This window comes from Neptunicella sp., assembly GCF_048268085.1.
Taxonomy (GTDB): domain Bacteria; phylum Pseudomonadota; class Gammaproteobacteria; order Enterobacterales; family Alteromonadaceae; genus Neptunicella.
On the sequence record NZ_JBLWWF010000008.1, the window covers coordinates 16294 to 39257 of the forward strand.

The 22964-nt window shown below is 43.4% G+C and carries 18 protein-coding genes; 10 read left to right on the top strand and 8 right to left on the bottom strand.

Annotated elements, in window-relative coordinates; translation table 11 throughout:
* Positions 1-102: 102 nt before the first annotated feature.
* The 4 genes from ACTD55_RS08295 (at position 103) to ACTD55_RS08310 (ending at position 3187) form a co-directional block, all read left to right on the top strand.
* Positions 103-810 (top strand): substrate-binding periplasmic protein, encoded by a 708-nt coding sequence (locus ACTD55_RS08295; RefSeq protein WP_438863858.1) that lies wholly within the window; start codon positions 103-105, stop codon positions 808-810.
* A gap of 24 nt (positions 811-834) precedes the next feature.
* Entirely contained in the window at positions 835-1518 is a 684-nt protein-coding gene (locus ACTD55_RS08300) for a 2'-5' RNA ligase family protein (RefSeq protein WP_438863859.1), read from the top strand.
* A 143-nt stretch (positions 1519-1661) separates the two neighbouring features.
* On the top strand, positions 1662-2174 hold the full coding sequence (locus tag ACTD55_RS08305; protein WP_438863860.1) for a hypothetical protein: 513 nt from the start codon (positions 1662-1664) through the stop codon (positions 2172-2174).
* 176 nt (positions 2175-2350) lie between these two features.
* A complete protein-coding gene (locus tag ACTD55_RS08310) occupies positions 2351-3187 on the top strand; it encodes a c-type cytochrome (RefSeq protein WP_438863861.1) in 837 nt (278 codons plus the stop codon).
* 83 nt (positions 3188-3270) lie between these two features.
* Here ACTD55_RS08310 and ACTD55_RS08315 read toward each other — a convergent pair whose 3' ends face one another.
* The 3 genes from ACTD55_RS08315 to ACTD55_RS08325 form a co-directional block, all read right to left on the bottom strand.
* Positions 3271-4374 (bottom strand): NF038122 family metalloprotease, encoded by a 1104-nt coding sequence (locus tag ACTD55_RS08315; protein WP_438863862.1) that lies wholly within the window; start codon positions 4372-4374, stop codon positions 3271-3273.
* A 372-nt stretch (positions 4375-4746) separates the two neighbouring features.
* The gene (locus ACTD55_RS08320) at positions 4747-5442 is read right to left on the bottom strand and encodes a LytR/AlgR family response regulator transcription factor (protein WP_438863863.1); all 696 of its coding nucleotides are present in this window, start codon (positions 5440-5442) and stop codon (positions 4747-4749) included.
* Complete coding sequence (locus ACTD55_RS08325) at positions 5436-6941, bottom strand: sensor histidine kinase (protein WP_438863864.1); 1506 nt, start codon at positions 6939-6941, stop codon at positions 5436-5438. Before ACTD55_RS08325 ends, ACTD55_RS08320 begins: the two co-directional genes overlap by 7 nt.
* Positions 6942-7169: 228 nt before the next feature.
* On the opposite strand from ACTD55_RS08325, the gene ACTD55_RS08330 reads away from it, so the two are divergent.
* The 3 genes from ACTD55_RS08330 (at position 7170) to ACTD55_RS08340 (ending at position 13195) form a co-directional block, all read left to right on the top strand.
* On the top strand, positions 7170-8027 hold the full coding sequence (locus ACTD55_RS08330) for an ABC transporter ATP-binding protein (protein ID WP_438863865.1): 858 nt from the start codon (positions 7170-7172) through the stop codon (positions 8025-8027).
* Positions 8027-11203: a M1 family aminopeptidase gene (locus tag ACTD55_RS08335; protein ID WP_438863866.1), complete on the top strand. Its 3177-nt coding sequence runs from the start codon at positions 8027-8029 to the stop codon at positions 11201-11203. Before ACTD55_RS08330 ends, ACTD55_RS08335 begins: the two co-directional genes overlap by 1 nt.
* A 150-nt stretch (positions 11204-11353) precedes the next feature.
* On the top strand, positions 11354-13195 hold the full coding sequence (locus ACTD55_RS08340) for a hypothetical protein (protein ID WP_438863867.1): 1842 nt from the start codon (positions 11354-11356) through the stop codon (positions 13193-13195).
* Positions 13196-13387: 192 nt separating this feature from the next.
* Here ACTD55_RS08340 and ACTD55_RS08345 read toward each other — a convergent pair whose 3' ends face one another.
* From ACTD55_RS08345 to ilvG, 3 genes are all read right to left on the bottom strand, one after another.
* A complete protein-coding gene (locus tag ACTD55_RS08345; RefSeq protein ID WP_438863868.1) occupies positions 13388-16594 on the bottom strand; it encodes a glycoside hydrolase family 2 TIM barrel-domain containing protein in 3207 nt (1068 codons plus the stop codon).
* A gap of 162 nt (positions 16595-16756) precedes the next feature.
* Positions 16757-17038: an acetolactate synthase 2 small subunit gene (ilvM, locus tag ACTD55_RS08350; protein WP_438863869.1), complete on the bottom strand. Its 282-nt coding sequence runs from the start codon at positions 17036-17038 to the stop codon at positions 16757-16759.
* Complete coding sequence (gene ilvG, locus ACTD55_RS08355; protein WP_438863870.1) at positions 17023-18690, bottom strand: acetolactate synthase 2 catalytic subunit; 1668 nt, start codon at positions 18688-18690, stop codon at positions 17023-17025. The genes ilvM and ilvG overlap by 16 nt, the downstream gene beginning before the upstream one ends.
* Before the next feature lie 416 nt (positions 18691-19106).
* Between ilvG and ACTD55_RS08360 the strand changes: the two genes are divergently transcribed.
* Positions 19107-19475 (top strand): hypothetical protein, encoded by a 369-nt coding sequence (locus tag ACTD55_RS08360; RefSeq protein WP_438863871.1) that lies wholly within the window; start codon positions 19107-19109, stop codon positions 19473-19475.
* A gap of 87 nt (positions 19476-19562) precedes the next feature.
* Here ACTD55_RS08360 and ACTD55_RS08365 read toward each other — a convergent pair whose 3' ends face one another.
* Positions 19563-21173 carry a carboxylesterase/lipase family protein gene (locus ACTD55_RS08365; RefSeq protein WP_438863872.1) on the bottom strand — a complete coding sequence of 537 codons (1611 nt, stop codon included), beginning with the start codon at positions 21171-21173 and terminating at the stop codon, positions 19563-19565.
* A 93-nt stretch (positions 21174-21266) separates the two neighbouring features.
* Positions 21267-21572 (bottom strand): DUF2986 domain-containing protein, encoded by a 306-nt coding sequence (locus ACTD55_RS08370; protein WP_438863873.1) that lies wholly within the window; start codon positions 21570-21572, stop codon positions 21267-21269.
* Positions 21573-21651: 79 nt separating this feature from the next.
* On the opposite strand from ACTD55_RS08370, the gene ACTD55_RS08375 reads away from it, so the two are divergent.
* A complete protein-coding gene (locus tag ACTD55_RS08375) occupies positions 21652-21990 on the top strand; it encodes a YggL family protein (protein ID WP_438863874.1) in 339 nt (112 codons plus the stop codon).
* A gap of 293 nt (positions 21991-22283) precedes the next feature.
* Entirely contained in the window at positions 22284-22955 is a 672-nt protein-coding gene (locus ACTD55_RS08380; protein WP_438863962.1) for a CsgG/HfaB family protein, read from the top strand.
* Positions 22956-22964 lie beyond the last annotated feature (9 nt).

Here is a 22964-nt window from a genome sequence, read left to right on the forward strand (position 1 = left end):
CTTAACATTATATAGATTTTCTGTAGTGTTTTTGCCTGAATTAAATCAACTACTTACAACAAAATAATAAAAAGAATAAAACGACAAGGCTGAACAGCTATTATGCGCACATTACTACTTGCCATACTATTTTTTACCTGCCAAATCAGCGCTGCCGAGAAAGTGCTCAAAGTTGCCGTTAATCTCGGCCAACCGTGGGCTTATTATGAGCAAAATAAAGGGGTTACCGGAATCGATGTAGAATTGATCCGCTATATCTTCAACCAGCATGGGTATACCACCGAGTTTCATCTGTTAGCGTATAACAGACTGATCAAAGAGTTCAATGACGGTAAATTTGATGTAGCCAGTCCTGCCGCATTTTCATCCGATACGGGCTATTTCAGCCAACCTTACCTGCCGTTTAAAGATGTCGCAGTGTCATTAGAAAAGCATCACCTGAACATCAAAAGCGTAAGTGACTTAAAAGGCAAAAGCATCATCGCTTACCAACAGGCTAAATCAGTTTTGGGGAATGAATTTGCAGATGCCGTAGCTCACGCAAGTTATCAGGAATTTGCCCAACGTGAAGTCCAGTTAAAACTGTTAGCTAACGATCGAACCGATGTCGTCATTGGGGAACGTCGCTTATTAACCTATATCAATAAAAAGCTTTACCCAAATCAACAACTGACTATTCACCCAATATTTGCCACGCAATCCTATGGCGCGGTATTCAAAGATCAAAACCTACAACAATTATTTGATTTGGAACTGGCAAAAATGAAAGCATCTGGCAAGTTTCAGGAAATATTAGATATGTGGCCTTAATTCCACCGACGGGAGTGAATTGCAGTGAAATGTTTTGTTAAAAGCCTCATTGGCATGTTTTTACTTTTTAGCAATTTATCAGTTGCGACCGAAAACGAAACTGCAAATTTAACTATCAACGTTTTTGCTATTCCTTCTCAACCCATTATTCAACTGGTCAATAAAACCAGTGACGAGCTACAAAAGCTCGGAATGCACAGTTTTTTTGCTCAATATATTCCCGTGCATGCCACCCTTTATTTAACTGACTTTCCATCCGGTGCCAAAGCGTTAATCAAGCAACGCATTGAACAAATTGCGCAACATTATCAAGCCTTTGCAATCGAGGCTAACGGCGCAAGCATCACTCAAGGTAACTGGGTATTTATTGACTTAGACTGGAATAAAACGCTACAAAGATTGGCCGATGACGTGACCTTGGCCATAGAGCCTTTGCGTATAACCGAGCCAGCCTTACCTGACTGGGTTAAGCACTACCCAACCAAACTTCAGGCATTTAAACGCTACGGTAGCCCGAACGTATTCCAGAATTTTGAACCCCATCTGACATTATTAGCTGCGGAAACTGATCCTAAACTGGCTGATTTTGCTCAACACATTCAAACCCATCCGCCTCAAGCCTCAGGGCAAATCATCGGGATCGGCATTGCGATTGTAGACCAATGGGGACAACCTCAAGAAGTTCTGGCGCGTTACTTGTTTCAATAGGCATGTAGTCACACCAATTAGATAAGGTTAGCGTTATTGACATCCGGATTTTACAATTCATCTGCAAATACAGTTATTCGATGACAAATTTTACCAACAAGGTGCACAGCCATTCTTGGCACAAATAGTTGAATTGGATTTTGATGGAACCACATCGCAGCGAACAAGAAAAAATTAACCTTGAACATCAAGCAGCCAAGCTGTTTATGCGCTGGTATGAACATGATACAGGTAAACATATCCGCCACTTGTGGCACAATCGCCCCAATAAACCAGACACTTCCTGTCTGCTAGAAGGCCAACGGCTGGATTTGGAAATTGCTCATTTATACGGCAGTGAACAGGAAGCCATGGAAATTCTGGGACGGGAACTAAGCGATGAAACTCGTCAGGAATTACGCAAACTGACCCAAACCAATACTCCCGATAAAAGGTTATTAAACGCCCTGAATCGAATATTATTCAATAAATCCCAAAAGCATTATAAAACCGAGCATGTCTGGCTAGTCATTCGTAATGCTCATCCAGCCTGGGACGCTAAGCAAATTAGTGATCTTCAACATTGTATCAACATTCCCGCTTCACACCCCTTCGAACAAATCTGGATGGTCGCTGACTGGGATGGTAAAAGCGGCATAGTGCAATTATTCCCTTGAGCACTGCTTCCACCAACAATTTATAGCGGATCGCAACTATCCACTGAGCGACTCCCAACCGGTATTTTTTCCACTTTGTATTGGCGAAAAAATGTGCTGTACTAATTCAGTATCCACCTTGTTGTATGTGTTACACCCATTTTCATCTTAAAATAGTACGAACTGGACACGACACGATGACATCACTTAAACGAATATCCCTTTATCTGCTGGCGGCCTTGTTCGCGCTGATTATACTTAGCCTGGCTGTTATCTGGATTTGGAGCAGCATTATTCTGAATCGCTCCTACGTGCCACAACAACGACATTTTAAGGTGGCTGTAACCGCCGATATCAACGAAGGAGAGCGACTGGCCCGGATTGTCGGCTGTATCGGTTGTCATGGCAATGCGATGCAAGGTGAAACCATGGTTGACGATATGTTGATCGGCAAACTGGTGGCACCCAATTTAACCGAATTCGTAAACAAGTATTCAGATGAACAACTGGAAGCAGCGATTCGTCAGGGTATCGCCGCTGACGGGCGCGGACTGTTAATCATGCCCGCCAGTTACTTTTCTGCCTTACGTGACAGTGATTTAAGCAATATTATTGCCTATATTCGCCAAGCACCGCACAGTAACGGACCAACGGACAAAACCTCGCTGGGCGTGATGGGACGGCTACTGGTGATTAACGGTGAATTACAAACTGAGCCCAATTTACCCATGTATAGCGCCAGTCCCGAAATCGACAATAAAGCGTTTATCGGTGGTGAATACCTCACGCAAATAAAATGTGGCGAATGCCATGGTCGGGATCTATCTGGTTCTACTGCTATGGGAATGCCGACTCCGTCCCTGATCGTTGTCAAAGGTTACGACCTGACTGAGTTCAGTAAACTGATGCGCGAAGGGGTGGGAAAAGGTAACCGCGACGTGGGCTTTATGGGTGAATTATCACGCAGCCACTTTAGCCATCTGAACGATACCGAAATCGAAGATTTGTATTTTTATTTGCATAACCGGACGTAAAGTAAAACGGATATTGTCCAGCTGTACGTGCAAATAAAAAGGCCAATGAAAGATCATTGGCCTTTTTAAATCAATTCACAATATTATTTATTAAGCTTTCTTCTTTGGGTAAACAATCCTGCCAATGCCAAACCAAATAATGCAAATGTACCTGGCTCAGGAACCGCACTGAAATTCAGATCCCAACCAATTACATCAAATGCAACGGCATCAATGAAAGTTACGTCACCATACTCACCAAAAGCAAAAGTAGGATCCATAATACCAATGCCTAGGTTATCTTTAAAATGACTGGCTTGACGTCCATCTCCGCCATAAACACCTGTTGAAAAGTCTGCAATGTTTGTTAATCCACCATCGATGGAGAAAAACGCGTCTGAACCCGGATCAAAATCCCGCACACCTAGACCTGCCAATACGCTTGCATCTGAAAAGCGGAATAAATCCAAAGCAGACGCCTCAACGTAACCATCTAAATCCAAATTAGGATCAATCAGTCCCGAATTATAAACAATGTCATAATCATCTACGGCACTTACAAATCCCAATGCATGACCTATTTCGTGAATTGCCACTCCCACAAAATCCATTTTGTCACTGTCTATTCCATCGGTGCGGTCAAAATCAAAAGCGAATTCACTACTGAAAGTAATTTGTGCATCATCTTGTTCCCAGCCCCAAAAGCCTTCACCTAAACCTAATGCTTTGGCATTAGCCTGAGTCAAATATAATGTGGCATTATCTGCAGTGCCATCATTATCCAATTCAGGCGATATGGGCGCACCTGGATTTTCTTGATCTAAAAAACTAAAGTTACAAAGATTATTACCTTGATCTTCACAAACCAGACTTGAAACGGCAGACGCATCAAATACAGACGAGGCATCATTAAACATTGCATTAGCGACGTCTTGATAATAATAACCATCTCTGTTTGAACCAGTTTGTCCAATAACAAACTCATCTAATGCAGCAAAACCAATTCCTAGGTTAACGGTAATATTGTCAGTAAATAAACTAGACCAGAACCCTGCAGCTTCCTGAAAACCTGCCAACGCCTTTTGCCCTTTCTCACTCGCAAAATCCAACGCGTCATAATTCAAATTAATCATTGTCGCATTGGCACAATTAACAGCTAAAACCGCCGTAACTGCAACTACCGTTTTTTTTAAATTTATATTAAGCATATATACCCTTTATTTATAATTTTATTGTATACACAGTACATGTATTCCATGTCCCCTGAATCAGACTTAGTAGCAAAATTCACACCAAATAAAATAATGATTAAATTTCAATACCTTGTGTAAAACCTTACTAAAAAGCCTTAGTAATATGTAAAAAATTCAGACACTTACATAATTATGCATTTACTTGTTAAGGTTAAGTTTTTATGCAAGATAAATGCATTTTTATTGAATTTTCACATGCTCGGTTTATAGGGATATCACGACATTAACTTTATCTGGGAATGTCGGAATGAACGGCAAAATAAGAGGTTATTTTATAGGAGGCAGATCTATTTTACTGGCCACTCTGATTGGTAACGGAAAACGCGATTAGACTAATAGTTGCTGTGCTCGCTGGCGAAACAACTTACCCATTTTGAGCACTCTGCCCCCTTCCAGCGTCAAGGTATCGGTATTGATTGCGGTCACTTTGCTATTGTTAACCACATAGGATTTATGCACCTGAGTAAACTGCGTATCCGGTAAACTGGCTTTTATCTGTTTTAAACTGCTGCTGATCAACGTCATGTTATCGCCCTGCCACAGTTTTACGTAGTTACCGTAGGCCTCTAACAAACTTATATCGCTCAACAACCACTTACGCTTGCCACCATCCACTTTCAAGACAATAGATTTTGACTGCCGGGATTCAGTGACATCAGACAATTGCGTTGACGCACGCAAGCGCACTTTGTCTAGCGCCATGCTCAGACGCTCGGCACTTACCGGTTTTAACAGGTAGTCGGTCACATCCAGCTCGAATCCTTGCAACGCGTATTCCTGATAGGCGCTGACAATGAGTACTTGGGGTCGGTTTGCCAATACTTTTAGCAATTCAATGCCACTGAGCGCCGGCATATTGATGTCCAAAAACATCAAATCAACCTGATGATTCGCCAACCAGGAAAGTGCCTCGGTGGCGTTATAACAGCGGCCTACTACCTCCACATCAGGGTGTGCCATAAGATGATGCAATATCACCTCATGGGCCAAAGGCTCATCATCGATGATTAATGCTGTTAGCATGGCGTCAGTTCCAGATGCATATCAACCCGCCATTTATCATCCTTGATCCCACATTCAAACTGGTGTCGCCCGGGATAAATCAGTGTCAGTCGCCGCTTAAGGTTGTCTAATCCCACCCCTGGAGAATGGTTATTGGTGTGGCTCGACAAGGAGTTTTCACATACCAGATGCAACGTATCGCCTTTTAGTTGCAAATCAAACCGGACAAAACTTTGACCGGATTCAGGTTCAATCCCATGTTTAAATGCATTTTCCAACAAGATAATTAACAGCAATGGCGGCAAACTGTAATGCTCCGCGCCCTCCGGCCAATTCAGTTCCAGTCGGCATTTATCGCCAACCCGAATTTGTTGCAAGGCGATAAAATCTTGCAGATAAGCGACTTCTTGAGCCAGTGTCACTTGCTCTTTTTGGCCTTCATAAACGGTGTAACGCAACAGGTTGGACAATTGCATCACCATTTCCGGGGCATCTGCGGACTTTTTCAGCGTCAGGGCATAAAGATTATTCAACGTATTAAACAAAAAATGCGGATTAATCTGTTGCTGCAATAATTTAAGTTCGGTACGCATTTGCTGCCGCGAGATCTGGGCTAATTCAGCATCCTGTTGTTGACGTTCAAAAGCCAGAATCAATGGTGTGCTGACTGCGAGCAGAGCAAACATAAATTGATAATTGTATTTATCAAACAGATTGTGATTGCCCGAAGGTAACAGCGTAAAATCGACAATATTATTGATCGGCAACAGCAATGCCAGTGCAGCCAATATAGGCGTCAGCACAATCAAACACACCATCACCACCATCACAAAAGCCAAGACGCCCTGTTTAGCTAATGTTTGACGAATAAACCAGTAGCGGTTAATGATATAAACTAACCCCATCAACAGCGCTAACAGCGTGAATTGCCAAAGATAATTACAAAATCGCAGGAATTCAGACAAGATAAGCCCTACATCGATAATCGGATTGAGCGGCTGGTTTATCATAGGATCAACATGACTATTGAACAGTCCTGCCATTGCAATCGCCCACAGGACCAATAAAAATAACACAGCAGCATCCAGCGAAAATAACCGCGATATAAATTGCATCATTCTATTGTGATGACGGGTTTTTAATCCGCGATTCATAAACCAGCTAAAACTGGCCAGCATGGCGAATACCCAGCCTTGTACACTGAATAACGATATAACAGCAATAAAGCTGAACGATTCACCTAACAAAAATAATGTCAGCGGATAAAGCCAAAAACCGCTCAACCAGATAACTATTGACCGTTTTCCCTGTTCAACGCTGGCAAAATAATGTGCCAGTAACAGTGGCAAGCTCTCGACAAACAGCTGCAATACAATATTCAGATAGCCACTGACCGCATGTAATCGTAGCGATAAAAACCGGATATGAGATTCAAGCAGGATCGCAGCAAACAGCGGTAACAGACAATAAAACATTGCCTTGATCTTATGGTAGTGATTGGCAATAAAAACAGCCGCCATCTATTTTCCCCAAACTGTATATGACTGATTATCCTGCCGATGGCCGCCCTATTTTGCAATATGATGATGACCAAATGGCCAAATTCGATGATAAAAGTCAGTTTGGCGGTTAATCTCCACGGTTCTGGCACTTGGTCATTATTTTCAGCCCCTTTGTCATTGATAAATTGCTCCTTCGCTACATCGTCCTTACCTTAATCAGCATATTCACATATAGGGATAACAACGATGCTGAACATTCGTCATATTAATAAAACGTATCCGGATGGCACCCAGGCGCTAAAGGATGTCTGTCTTGATTTACCCACAGGCATGATCGGATTACTGGGACCCAACGGTGCCGGAAAATCGTCGTTAATGCGTACTTTAGCCTGTTTACAAACCGCGGATAGCGGTCAGATGATTTTTGATGGTATTGACCTCACACAACAGCCGGATGAGCTGCGTAAAGTGCTGGGATACCTGCCGCAAGATTTTGGTGTTTATCCACATATCAGCTGTATGGCCTTACTCGAACATATCGCGATATTAAAGGGGATGGACAAGTCGGCCAGAGACCAACAGATCCCGCAATTACTCGCATTAACCAATTTGTCTGATGTAGCGAATAAAAAAGTCGCAACATTTTCGGGCGGCATGCGCCAACGTTTTGGTATTGCCCAGGCATTGTTGGGCGATCCTAAATTTATCATTATGGACGAACCTACCGCCGGACTGGATCCGGTGGAACGTGAACGGTTGCATAATATGCTGGTTAGCATCAGCCAAAATAGACTGGTGCTGTTATCCACCCATATCGTCGAGGATGTGGAAAACCTCTGCCATCATGTTGCGTTGATGTTTGCCGGTAATGTCACCGAAAGTGCCGATGTACAAAGTTTAATTGCGCCACTTGCCGGACATATATGGCAAACCGGTACGATCCCTTCAAACAGTACCAGCCAGATACTCAGTAAAAGCTTCCGTTTTGGTGTCCCGTCTTTTCGTCTTTATAGCAAACAAAAACCAACCGAAGACGCGGTGCTTGTTGAGGCCAGACTGCAAGACAAATACTTCTTCGATCTGTTGGCCCAGGGAGAAGCCTGATGCTACTACTCAATGAACTGCGTTTTTGTTTTCGGCAACCGATTATTCTACTGGGCAGTGTGTTGTTACCGCTATTTGCCTATATATTGTCAGTCGGTTTGGCAGTGGGCGATGTCAGTGCCAGCAAACAGCTGATCCTGACCCAAAATAGTTTGGTTATGTTGGCCGTGCCGTTAATCCTTGGCGCATTTGCTCCGGTGATTATGCTGCGTGACAGCCATGCCAATATGCAAGATCTGATCAACGTAACACCGGTCAAATATTCCCGTCGCTGGTTACTGCGCTTTGTTACCGTCGCAGGACTGGCCACCCTGTTGCTAACGTTCAGTTTTATGCTGATCCTGATAAGCCAATCCATTCACGCTCAATTGACTTCTCAATTGCTGGGTATCAGTGTATTTAATCTACTGCTGGTGGTTTTGCCTGCCGTGCTATTTAACAGCGCTGTCGCCCTTTGGCTCACTAAACGCTTTTATGACGGGATCAGCATTTATGTATTTTTTGGCCTACTGCACCTTGGTTATTTGATGCTGGCCAGCATGACAGGCTCGCCAACTCTTGCCGGTAGCAGTATCACCAGTCAATCCTTGTATACTGGCATGTTGTGGCTGGATCCTTACGGTATTACTGCCCTGATTAAGTATATCGATACCGCTAAGCCTTTTTTCAATCTTCCTTTGTTGGGTAACCGTGTTTTTTACCTTGGCTTAACCGTCATCATTATCTGGCATGCGCTGAAACTACCTAGCGAAAGACAATCCGCCAAATCTCACCGTCAGCAACCTCATAAGGACACCGTTCCTGCGGCTATTGCACCGTCTCAATATCAAGCCAGTCCGGTTAGCAACAAGTCCCGCTCGCCTGTTGGCACCTTGGTTAGAACCGCATTTTCAGAGCTGTTAAACAACAAAGCGACGTTATTACTGCTATGTATTTGGCCATTGCTGTTATTCAACGAAGTGTTTTCCGGTATTGACTATGCCGAGCCTATGTCAGTCGTTGCACCGACCAGTATCGATGCACTAAACCGTATTGCCTTTGATGTTGTTCCGGTGTTCGGTGCCTTTTTACTGGCATTATGGAGTTGGCAAATTTGCTGGCGCGAAAAGATCTGCAATATCGCCGAACTGGTCGCCGTCACACCGGTGAAAAATCGCCACCTGCTGATGTCACACTTAATAGTGATGTGGTTGATGACTTTGATATTGCTTGTTCTTGCATTTGCCGCAAGTAGCATGGCCGAATGGCTAGCCGGCAGCCAGTGGATAGTATCGCATTATCTTCTGCAGTTCGGACTAACCGGGTTGCCGTTGCTGTTACTTGGCGCGATATTGGTTGGCATTCATCACCTGTGCCGCTCCAAAGCGTTGTCAGGTGGGGCAATAGCCCTTGTGTTACTGGTTAAATTTACCCCGATAATGACCAGTCTGGGTCTAACACATACGCTATGGAATATTGCAGATAGTCCTTTGCAAGCACCGGATCATTTTTGGGGGTATAGCAACAGTTTATCGGTTTATTGCCCCTATATGTCATTTTGGCTGTTGATCACCGCGAGTCTAATTTTCGTTGCTATTCGCTATTCTCATCGTGGTACCGCGTTAGCCGCGCCGTCGCGAAAATCGAGTTCATTACCTTTGTGGGCAGCGTTAGTCATAAATTCATTGGCCGGGTTAGCCCTGCATCACACGCTAATAAGTGAAAAACCGCTAATGAGCACGGATAAACAGAACGCCTGGAAAGCCTTATATGAATCAAGATTCAGTCAATGGCAACACCAGCCACAGCCCAGTGTGGTGCAAATAGATTCCAATGTGGATATTTACCCCAACCAGCAATTTGCCAAATTTAACCTCCGCTTTACTCTGGAAAACCGCACCAACACGCCTGTTAGCGAAATATTGATAGGACGTTATGGTAACTATCCTGCGGCTAGCATCAGTATCAATAACGCCACACTTAAGACATTCGATAACGATTTAGGACAGGTCGTTTATCAGTTCTCACAGCCCATGCAGCCAGGAGATAAACGCGAGATAGTAACAGTATTTAATTATACAACACCGCAACTGTGGCCATTGCGCTCACACCAGTTTGTCAAACCCCAACTCAGTTACCTGCGTTCTGTTCCAATACTGCCGACCATCGGTTACCAGCCAACGTGGCAAATACGAGATGAGCAAACGCGGATTAAATATGATCTGCCAGCGCTGAATTTGCCCAAACCTTCTGAACTGTTCAAGCATGAGCTACAACCTAATCGCCAATACCAGTGGGTGAATCTGAATAGCCACATTTCCACGGCCAAAGGACAATACGCCTTAACACAAGGCAAACTGGTCAGTCGCACAGAAGATGATGAACGGGTCTATTTTCACTATCAAACCAGTCAACCGGTTCGCAATATACCAGCCTGGTTCTCGGTACCTGATTCCATGCTGGTGAATTCCGAGTCGACAAGCCCGTCTGTTGCAATAAAGGTGTTTAGCACCGAAAAAAATGATGCCGCACAACTCAATTTAACCGCGATGACTGATACGCTTAACTGGTTTAGCCAACATATTGTTCCTTATCGTGCTTCGCAACTTAGTCTGGTAGCAATACCGGATATTGGTGCAACAGGTTATGCTCTGCCGCAAATCATATTAATTGGAAATCGGGTTGGATTTCATGCCTCCCCTTCAGCCACGGCCGGCTTTGATCAACGTTATCGTCGCGCCGTGCACGAAACCGCCCATCAATGGTTTGGTCATGATATTGGTAATGGCGTGCTGGAAGACAACGCTTTTTTAGTCGAGTCAATGGCCAAATACGTCGAACTGGTATTGATTGAACAACGCTACGGACACAAAACGATGCTGGCATTAGTGGATTATGAACGGCAACGATTCAATAATGTCCAGCGCGGTAACGTACAACAGCCATTAGCGTTAATAGATGCGACGCAATCCCATGACATGTATTCACGCGCCACACTCGTATTTTATCACTTGCGCGATGCGCTCGGTGACGAGGTGATAACGACTGCACTTAAACAGTTATGGCGGCAACACGACTACCCGAATACACCGGCAACCTCGATGGATTTTGTGCGGGCGTTAAAACAGCAAAGCCCTGAACAGCAACATCAACTTATTGATGAATTATTACTAGGCACCGACTTGAGTAAACTTTAACGTGGAATATTAAGAATGACATTGCAGAACGGAAGTTCCGCAGTGTCATTTAACCATCTACGAACATATTGATTTAAAATAAAGCAATTCTATTATTCATTATAATTTGGTGCTAACTTATTGAAAGGCCATGGATAAAGGTGAAATAAAATGAAATTAGCAAATATCCTATCGACAGTGAATCAAGTCGAAAAATCAAAATTTATCAATTTCCTAGATCGAATCTGTACTGAAGCTATTACCCACGACAAAGAACTCGCGCTCAGAATTAATAGTATCGACGGTCAGATTAAAAATGCCTCCAGTGGCGAAATCACTCAGCTTTTTAACCTCGTATTACCTTACTTTGAGAAATGTGTAAAAGAGCACCTTGCGATGATCGGAGCTCAGGCAACCTTGCTTACAAACATATTAAGTAGAGATGGCAATAGCATATCCCGCGTATCATGGATCGAAGCACTTTATACCAAAGAATGGAAGTTGATTAATACTCGATCTAAAGAACTACAAGAAATCATTCAAGCATCAAGTGATGATACTTTTGATGAATCTAAACGATTAGATATTTATTATTCATGCTTGAAAGAAGCTTATACAAATGATGAAAGAAATAATCGTGATGCCAAAATAACAGATGATGAAAGAGGTATTATAAACTTACTTGCGAAGAAGTTAGACATTACATCAGATAACAAAGCCGCAATAGAACATCTCGTTAGTTCGATCCCTAAATCAGGTGTTCAGGATTCATTAAATGCTTTAAGAGAAATTGGATTGCTTTTTATCAGTCGCAAGCGTCAAGTTGTATATGTTGCGGATGAAATTGTTTCATTACTCAATCAAATGCAAGGAAAAGAGCTTGCTGATAAACATTTGCAGAGAATATTAAGAACCTTTAGTGATCCAGAGTTATCGAATATTTTAAAAAATCACGGCAAACGAATTCGTGGTGTTGAACGGAAAGAAAAAATAGATGTAACTTTAAAAATGGGACTTCCTGTATCTCAAATTCTCGAAGTAGATCTTTATAGTAGCGATACAAACATTAACGACAGAAAAGAACGTTTAAAACAATTAATAACTGACTTGGATTTAGATCTAGATAAACTTGGAACAACACTCAATGAACGTTCAGGACTAATTATAAATGCATTAAATACATCTGCTGAAAGAGAATTTAATGCATTGAGTGCAACCGGGTTTAAAGAATTATTTCTGACTTTACAAAAACATTTCCCGATATTACCTAAACTTCTTCGTAACGAATTTGAGCTGGAAGACAATGAAGAACTCGATATTGATAAACTAAGAGCCTTGAGTATTACACCTCATGATATTCTTTTCATGCTCTCAAATGACGAGATAAAGTCAGTCAACGAAAGTATGGGTTTAAGCAAACGCGGAAACTTACGACTTAATATTTTAGAGAGTTTTGCTGATGCAACAGATAAGTTAGTTGAAAACTTTGATGCTCTTGCCAAACGTGATTTAGCGACACTTAAAAGTGAAGGTATTGAAATTTCCGAAGCCGATATTGGTATTAAATTTGAAGAAGTAACCAAAGCTATATTTGAACAATTAGGACTATCGGTAGATGAGGATCTGCGCAGGTCAATTAATACAGCTAAAGACAAGGCCGATATACTAATATCAGTGAGTGAAGACGACGTTATTATTTGCGAAGCTAAAACCTGTAAAAATGGTGACTTTGCAAAATATTCATCTACGTCAAGACAAGTAAAAGCCTACGTTAATCGCTGTGAAGCAACAGGTAAAAGAGTCGCACAGGTTTTAATCGTTGCCCCTAGATTTTCAAATGATTTTGTTGAATCTGCAGAAATGGATACTGAAGTGAATATTTCTTTGCTAGAAGCTGCTGGATTAAAGCAAATATTGGATGCATTTAACGCCAGAAGACATCCTAAATTTTCTGCAAAATTATTCACCAAAGGTGGATTGCTAAAAGCAGATTTAATTGCTAAAAATATCTAGCGATATATGTTCAAATCATAAACAACGGTGCTATAACTCCTGCTTAGATTGATTAGCCTGTCATTTGTAAACGACTGCATGATAACAGCGAAGGTTCGTCGATCGCCCCCTGATCCCCTCAGAATATACAACTGTGAAAGAATATGGCTTAACAGCAGATCAATCAGGATGATTGATCTGCTGTTAATTAGCTCAGTGTAATTGCTGAGCCTGTTTGGTGGCCTCAGCAATAGTGCTGGCGGCCCTGCCGCTGATAGGGCTAATCATGAAACGGTAACTGTATGGCTCAGCTTTAAGAATATACTTGTCGATAGGCATTGCCCCCCAACTGTCGTTTCCACCCAAACCGTTTTGTCGATAATCGATGAGCACTTCCACCAAGTCACGTTTGACAATATCGGTATAGTGTCGCTGAGCTTTATTAATACCGGGATCAAAATCCTCGCTCAACTGATGATGGGCGCTAAAGTCGATGGTTTGTAATCCACTAAATTTAAGCCCTTCACCAGAAGCATCGGTTAACGCTGCCCAACGCACATCAGAACGGTTGCCGTTTTCTTGTGGACGAATGTAGGCGAAGCCCAAATCATCAACCATACCGCTATATAGCCCCACAAAGGCGGCACTTTTTCGATCGGGATAATTTTCATAGGGGCCACGGCCATAATAAGTCACATGTTCGTAACTGACTGGCAGTTGTAGCGAGGTACCAAAACGTGGCAATTCACTGGGTTGGTCGGCGGCATCCCCAACATCTAATGCCAGACTAACCAATATCTCACCATTGGCATTAATTTGATAACGAGCGCTCGCCGATGCATTAGCCGCAGCCAGCAAAATATGTTGCTCCAACTGCACGACATTGGCGGATTGCTTGGTAATTTTAACGCCATTACCCTGTTGTTGTTGGGTCGCAGTTTTCCATGCCTTGGCTCGCTCTGGTAGTTTATTACCAAAATCGTTATCGGTGGGCGCACGCCACAGATTCATTTTCAACGGCTGTTGTAATAACGATTTGCCATTGAGTACATAGGAAGCCAGATAGCCCTGTTGGTCAAAACCAATCTCGGCATTAGCCGTATGTACCACTAATCCATTGGTTGACTGGGTAACCGACAATTTTCCGGGCTGAGTTAGCATCTCTATGTTATCACCAGCTTGCAGCTGGATTTGTTGTTTGGCCAGCACCTCGCCGGACTCCACCAATGGCGTACCGGGTTTAGCCAGAGCATAAAATTCAATAAAATATTCTTTACCTTTGCTCAACTTTGACAATTGGCTTGGCATCGCAAAGCGCACTCGAACCTGTGGTGCGGCTTTAAGATCCAGTTCACCTTTTTTAATCACGGCACCGTTTTCCACTAAGCGCCACTGGAAATCATAGCGACTTAAGTCGGTGAAAAAGTTCTCGTTATATACTTCAAACGTTGTTTCTCCCAGTTGAGAAAAGTGTACGTCCTGATAGACCTTTTTCACTTCATATAAAGCAGGATGCGGGGTACGATCCGGATTGACCAACCCGTTTAAGCAGAAATTAGCATCGTTATGCACATTAGCTGGTTCAAAATCACCGCCATAAGCCCAAAACTCATTGCCATCCTTATCTTGCTTAATTAGCCCCTGATCGACCCAATCCCAGATAAAACCGCCCTGAAATTGCGGCTCTTTGCGTACCATATCCCAATCATCTACCAGGTTGCCTGTACTGTTGCCCATTGCATGAGCATATTCAATCCAGATAAACGGGCGTGACGGTTTAGTATCCAGATAATCTTGTATTTCGGGCATTCTGGCGTACATCCAGCTAGTGATGTCGGTGTGTGGCTGATGGAAGTCAGTTTTATGTCGCTCGGCTCTTTCATAATGAACCACCCGCGAATCATCGCGTTGTTTGAGCCATTGGTAACCCTTGATAAAAGTAGGTCCATCACCAGCTTCATTACCCATTGACCAAAAGATAATAGAAGGATGGTTTTTATCTCGCTCCAACATGCGCTGGATACGATCCAGATGCATCGCCTCAAATTCGGGTTTGTTGGCTGGCGTATCATCCGATTCATAGCCGAAACCATGGGATTCGATGTTGGCTTCATCAATCACATAAATGCCGTATTGATCGGCCAATTTATAAAAATACGGATCGTTCGGGTAATGCGAGGTACGCACTGCGTTAATATTATTCTGTTTGAACAGCTTGATATCATTCAGCATCGACTGTTTGGATACGACGTGCGCAGTGCGCTCGTCATGTTCATGGCGATTAACGCCTTTAAACAAGATAGGTTGACCGTTGACTAATATTTGCCCGCCTTTTGATTCAATTTTTCTAAATCCAATCGACTCCCCTACCACTTGCTCAATCTGCCCAGATGGCTGCACCGTTTTTAACACTAGCGTATATAGATTGGGAGCCTCTGCTGACCAAGCCTTAACATCTTTTATCTGCATAGCCGTATCTATACTCGTGGTCTTGCCTGACGCAATTGCTATCTGCTGGGCGTTTTGCTCGATTAGCATTTTATTGGCATCGTAAAGCTCGGTTATCAGCGTAACCTTATCTGCGGTTTGTTTGCCCGCATTGGATACGTCTACCGACAACGCCAATACGCCATCGGTATAATTATTGGCTAACGAGGTTTTGGCAAAGAAATCGCTGACATGCACATCGCTCGCCTGATAGATGTACACATCCCGCTCAATGCCGCTGACTCGCCAAAAATCCTGATCTTCCAGGTAACTGCCATCACTAAAACGAATTACCTTTACCGTTAATTGGTTTTGGCCTTCTTGAAGTGCCCCATTGATATTAAATTCCGTCGGGGTTTTGCTGCCTTCGCTGTATCCAAGATACTGCCCATTCAGCCAACAATAAAAAGCTGAATTAACTCCGCCAAAATGCAAAATGGATTGTACTCCGTCCTTGATAGCTGCCACCTCAAAGGTTTTAACGTACACTCCTGTTGGGTTGTTATCATGGGGAACTAATGGTGGTTGTTTCGCAAAGGGGTATTCAATATTGGTATAAATAGGATAGTCATAACCGTACATTTGCCAGTCAGACGGCACTGGTATCTCAGCCCACCCGCTTACATCCAAGTCAGCTTTGCCAATATCCAACGGCACGACCAAGGGGTTGGCATACCATTTAAATTTCCAATTGCCATTTAGTGATTGATAAAACGGAGAGCTTGCATAGTCATCGGCAAAGATCTTGTCGGTCGTATCATAAGGAACAAAACTGGCGACTGGCTTGAGCGCATTAACCCGAAACACACTTAGATCTTCCCATTCGCGACTGTCCGTACTGACCGTATTGGTCGTTGGCTGCTTGCCAGACTGACAGCCGACCAGCAGTACAAAAAATGCGGCACCAAGCCCTAGCCAAATGTGCTTTTTCATCCGATGTGTCCCCAAAACGTTAATTAAGTTGCCATAAACCTATCGTTTTAATCAAAGTTACATATAATTCAGTTACTTATATAAACATACTAAAACATTTTTAGGCTAACCAATCAATTGGTTAGGGCACTTTCGTTAATCATCATGTGGGACTTATCCAATCTAGCCCATTGCTAACTGTTCAACCGGTTCTTTCATCAATACATCCACATGTCCAATCACAGAGTCACAAGCCAATTCAATCAGGTCATATAGTTTGTTTAACTGCGAGGTTAAGCGCTGAATCGGCTGTTCACCCGACACCTGCATATTGAGACGCATAGCCCCACTCGCGGTGTACATTTCACATTGCTCAATACTAAAACCACGATAGCGTGTGACTTGCAATACTCGCTCCATCGAGGCCGGAGTATTAGTTAATAATAAATTCAGTTGGTAGTGCATTTGGGTTGCTCCCACATTTTATGGTTGGCGGTATTCGGTGGCACAATCGGCCATACGTTGTCGGTTGAATTGAGTTGAACATGCAGTAAATAAGGTCCTGAATGCGCCAGCATGCGTTGTAAGGCCGCTGCTACCTGCTCACCGTGCTGGATAACCTCGCTGGCGATATCAAACGCGGCTGCCACCCGAGCGAAATCGGGATTGTCAGACAGATCGGTTTCGCTGTATCGCTGTTCATGAAACAGCTCTTGCCATTGTTTGACCATGCCAAGACGCTGATTATCCAGTAGCAGGATTTTCACCGGCAAGGGATAACGACGTAATGTCGCCAGTTCCTGTACATTCATCATAAAAGAGCCGTCACCGCACACCGCAATAACCTGTTTATCCGGATGGGCTACCTGAGCACCGATTGCAGCCGGTAAACCAAAACCCATGGTACCGAGTCCACCACTGCTCAAATGACAGGTCGGGTGATTAAATAACATGTGCTGGGCGACCCACATCTGGTGTTGGCCCACGTCACAGGTTATCACCGCGTCATGGCTAATTTGCTCACTTAAAGTGCGCAACATGGAAGGAGCGTCAACAGGTTGTCCGGGTTGTTGAGCGGAATAAATGCGGGATTTTTGCTGCTTTAACTGGTGAATATACTCAAGCCAGTCGGATTTTTCCGTGATACAGGTCAGTTGCGGCAAGATGTCATTTAAATTACCTAACAAACTAACCTCGGCATGGCGACGTTTATTGATCTCAGCCGGGTCAATATCGATATGCAACAATTTGGCATTAGGCGCAAACTCGTCAAGTTTGCCGGTTACCCTGTCATCCAGTCTGGCGCCGATGACAATCAACAAATCACATTGTTGTACGGCCAGATTGGCTGCCGGTAGTCCATGCATACCCAACATACCCAAATAACCGCCATGCCTGTGATCTGCACAGCCTAATCCCTTTAACGTGCTGACTACCGGAAAATGATTGCGCGCCACAAAATGTCTAAAGCTGCTAACCGCATCAGCCATGCCCACCCCACCGCCTACATACACAATCGGTGAACGGCTTTGATCCATTAACTGATTGGCTTGCTCGATTTGTTGCTCACTACAATGGGAATAAACAGTGTCTTTAGCAGGCTGAGTCAAAATTTCAGGAACAGCGCCCATCAGAATATCTTTCGGTACATCAACTAAAACCGGTCCGGGGCGACCTTCACTGGCAATCTGGAATGCGTTGCTCAGGCTGGGTAATAAATCCTGGGGATCCATCACCTGCATACTGTGTTTACAGATACTTAATGACAAGCCCAACACATCCACTTCCTGAAACGCATCCGAGCCCATTGAAGGGCGGGCAACCTGGCCGGTAATTACCACCAGTGGCACCGAATCCAGTTTGGCATCGGCCAAACTGGTTAACAGATTGGTGGCACCAGGGCCAGACGTTGCCACGCACACCCCCACACTATTGGTTGAACGGGCGTAACCGATGGCGGCAAAGGCTGCGCCTTGTTCATGACGACAAAGGTAATGCTTGATGGGTGATTCAATCATTGCGTCGTACAAAGGCATAATCGCCCCACCGGGATAGCCGAAAATGGTGTCTATTCCTTGTTGACTCAAATAATCCAAAATGGCTTGTGCGCCTGTCATTGTCTTTCTCTCTTTTTTCGGGGCCAAAAACGAAAAAACCCCCGGACTTTCGTGCGGGGGTTTTTATGAAACTAGGCTTAATTTAGGCCAAACGCTTCCCCCGCGGAGATGGAATAATCACCACGACGAGTACGACGTTTAGTACTAAAGAAGCAAAAAGGTTCATGTTAAATACAGTTTCTCAAATCAATTCATTAACTTATATACTAGGAATAACACGATGTTAAAAATCAGGTCAACCATTAATTTTGATTACATCTCAATTTATTTTACCGGCCGGTCTGCCGAATTTTCATATTCTTATCAAAATTATTTCCTTTCAACAAATTGGGTATATAGTAAACAACGGTAATTGATAACCTTTCTTTTACTGCTGCGTAGCAGCTTTGCTACAAACATTCACAAGAGGATCGTGTATGAAAATGTCGAAAATAAATCTAACTATGTTAATCACTCTGGCTTTATTTGGACTGTCGAGTTGTAGTGAAGCCAGCAAAGATAAAGCGGAAGAAGCACAAAAAGAAGCGGCTGCCAAATTAGAACAGGCCAAAGAAAAGGCCGGAGAAATGATGGATGATGCTGGAGACGCTACCAGTGATGCCTATGATTCAGCCAAAGAAAGTGTCGAGGACACCTATGACTCAGCCAAAGAAAGTGCTGAAGATATGATGGATGATGCCGAGGACAAAACATCAGAATTAAAAGAAGACGCCGCTCAGAAAATGAAAGAAGCCTGTATCGCTGCCAAAGAACAAACTGGCGATGATCCGGAAGATTGTGAGTAGCTTATCACTGTGAGAAATTGATCCTGAAATCAATTTCTCACAACCTTTTGGCTTTTACCTGATTTCAGGCAATTCCAACCTCATCAATTACTTCAAATCAAAACCATGAATAGTGGACATCAGACGATAACGTTTTTGCAGCAGTGACATATCTTGCGTCGTTATTTGTTTATCAATCACAATACGTTGGTTATCTGCAAATTCAGGCCACTCGGGTAATTCAGACCCGTTAGGGTTACCGGTCTTGATAAAATTGATAAAATACTGCTGCATTTTGGCAGATATGGCGTAATCGTCCTGATTCCAGTCAAAGACTTTATTCGTCGCCAAATTACCCATGGCATATTCAATTTCAGCCGAATGCACCGCTCCACGACTACTAGGCTGAACGGGCTTATCGTTGCTCTTTTTGACCAATCCACCGGCAAGAGCGGGTTCCATGTCTCCGAATTCCGGCAACATTTGTGGTCTTGGGTGAGCGTATAAATAATAGAAAACATTCTGTTCACCACCTTGATTGACCAAATCGACCCATAACCAGGTGCTATAACTTAAAAATTTATCGCTGGCCAATTCTTGCGCAGCATCCATCACCGACTCACTATCTCGCGCCGGATATAACGGCAGCAGTTGTTGATAATGCTGAGGATACAAATGTTTAACAGCCGCCTTAAAGTTATCGACAGTGGGAGGATGCTCGCCCAACACTTGACTAGCGCTGCCTTCCTCAGAATTGACACCAGCCAATAGCGGTACTTTGGCGTACTGCCCTTTTTGTAGCATGTGCAAAGGATCGTCGGGGAAAAAATAATCATCAATATTGGGGTTAAACCAAATAAGCTGTTGCTGCTTCGTCTTTTCAAGCAAGGTTTGCGCACTTAAGCTGCGTAATTCATCAATCGATTTCGCTCCAAGCTTTGTCACCATATCAACGCCTTGCTGTTCGGCCTCATTTAATGACTTGGGAGAGTGATGGGAACCAACGGTGGATCCGCTTTCTCCAATTGCACCGGCAATTAAATCGCGACTTAACGGAGAAACCATTAATGCACTAACCGACATCGATCCTGCTGATTCTCCAGCAATCGTAATACGTGTTGGATCGCCACCAAATGCCGCAATGTTGTCTTTTACCCAACGTAATGCCGCCACCTGATCAAGAAAGGCATAGTTACCTGAACCGTGATAGCTTGACTCAGCACTTAATTCAGGGTGCGCCAGAAAACCGAATATACCTAAACGGTAATTAACCGTTACCGTCACAATACCGTTTTGCGCCATGCTGGCCCCATCATAACGAGGCTCGGAACCGTCACCGGCGATAAAGCCGCCACCATGGAAATACACCAATACCGGCTGTTTGGTTTGTGGAGTTAAATCAGCACTCCAGATATTTAAATATAAACTGTCTTCACTAATGCCTGGCGAACGAAAATTCATATCACCAAAAATGGGGAGTTGCATGGAACGTGCAGCAAAAGCCTTAGTGGCTTTAATCCCCGACCAAGGATCCATTGCTACCGGTGCTTTCCAGCGTAATTCGCCTACCGGAGGTTTGGCAAACGGCACGCCTTTAAATTCATACAATTTACTGTCTGGTTGATATAGCCCTTCGATGGTGCCTTTAGTGGTATCAACTTGTGGGGCGGGGGTTGCTGCACCAACGTCAACTGAAACCATTGCCAATACCCCAAACATTAACGTTAACCTTTTGATTGTACTGATATTAATCATCATTTTTTAAATCTTAATGGACAAAAAAATTACGTTAACATCAATTTAACAGCACATCTAGAGATTATCAGCACTCGCGTCATCTGACTCTGACGATACCTCTAACTTGGCAGCATCTTCCAACTTGGCCCGTTCAGCTTTGGAAATATAAGGAGGCTTTTTTTTAGTAGCACTTTTTGCTTTAGCGGCTTTAAGGCGTTTCTGAAATATTTGGTTTAATTTCTTTTTTCTATTCATCGAAAATTCTGGCTCATTGGCAATGGAAGTGGCAGGAATACAGTGAATCACCGCATTGAAGTTGCCATTATAGCGGATTTGCCAGGATCTGTTGATCTTTGCTGTGTGTTTTACTTCAATACACATTGCAAAAAGCTGTTAATATGCGCGCCCTTGGCCACGCTTAGTCGGGCCTCGTTCTTTTTAGCTTTTTATAGGTAGCAGAATGTCAGAAAAAACCTCCCGCAATAGACGTATCCGCAAGAAATTGTACTTAGATGAATTTGCCATTTTGGGCTTCGAATTTAGTTGTAAACTCTCTGGTAAAACAGAAGCCGAATATGAGCAGTTTTTTAACAGCCTTGCAGAATTGATCAATACACAGCATCTTTATATGACGTTTGATAACGATAGCGAATGGCTTGAAGGCTCGGTTACATCGGCCGATCGCTATGGAAACGCCACAGAAGAAGACCGCAGCGCGTTACAAACCCTGTTGAATTCCAGTGACATCGTTAGTGAAGTAAAAGTCGGTGAGCTGGTTGATGCCCTTTATGGCATGTAAACACTAAATAGCGAATCGATTAAAACAGTCGGCAAGACATTCATCAAGGTCTTGCCAATCATCATAATTGTCGGCGTTACAACGTTGTTCAATCGTCAAAAAATGCGTACCTAAACCTATACTGCCGCATTTTATTTAATTGCCTCTGAGACTAGAAAATTCACCACGATTTACTGTATAAATGCACGTTGAGATGGATTTTCAGGTTGCAGTTTAGTTTGTTGCATTTCCCTCAAAACCACCAAACGATATTTTTATAAAATCCCGTATCAAAAGGAATTATTGTGTTCAACATCAAATCAAAAACATTACATGCAACAATACTCGCCGTTGCTGTTGCCAGCGCTATTTCTGGTTGTGCTACCACCTCATCTAAAGTGATAGAAACGCCCACTGTTGCAAGTTACAACACCAATTACACCGGTGAAAAAAGTAAGCTGGTAGTAGGCCAATTTGTTAATCGCTCCAGTTTCCAGAATGGCATTTTTTCAACCGGTCAGGACAGATTAGGTAACCAGGCTAAAACCTCGTTAATGAGCCACTTACAGCAAACCAATCGATTTGTAGTGTTAGATAGAGACAACATGCAGGCATTGGCTGATGAAGCCAAACGTGCCGGTACTCAACAAACTATATCTGGTGCCAAATTTGTGATCACCGGTGATGTAACTGAATTTGGTCGTAAGGCTATTGGTGACAAACAACTTTTTGGTTTACTGGGTAAAGGGAAATCTCAGATTGCTTATGCCAAAGTGACATTAAATGTGGTTGATGTGACGACTTCCGAAGTTGTGTATTCAGTGCAGGGAGCCGGTGAGTATAGCCTTTCTGAACGTGAAATCATTGGTTTTGGTAGCACCGCAAGCTACGATGCCACTCTTAATGGCAAGGTATTGGATTTAGCCATCCGCGAAGTGGTCAACAAACTGGTTACCGGAATCGAATCTGGCGCCTGGAAGATATAACGCAAGGTA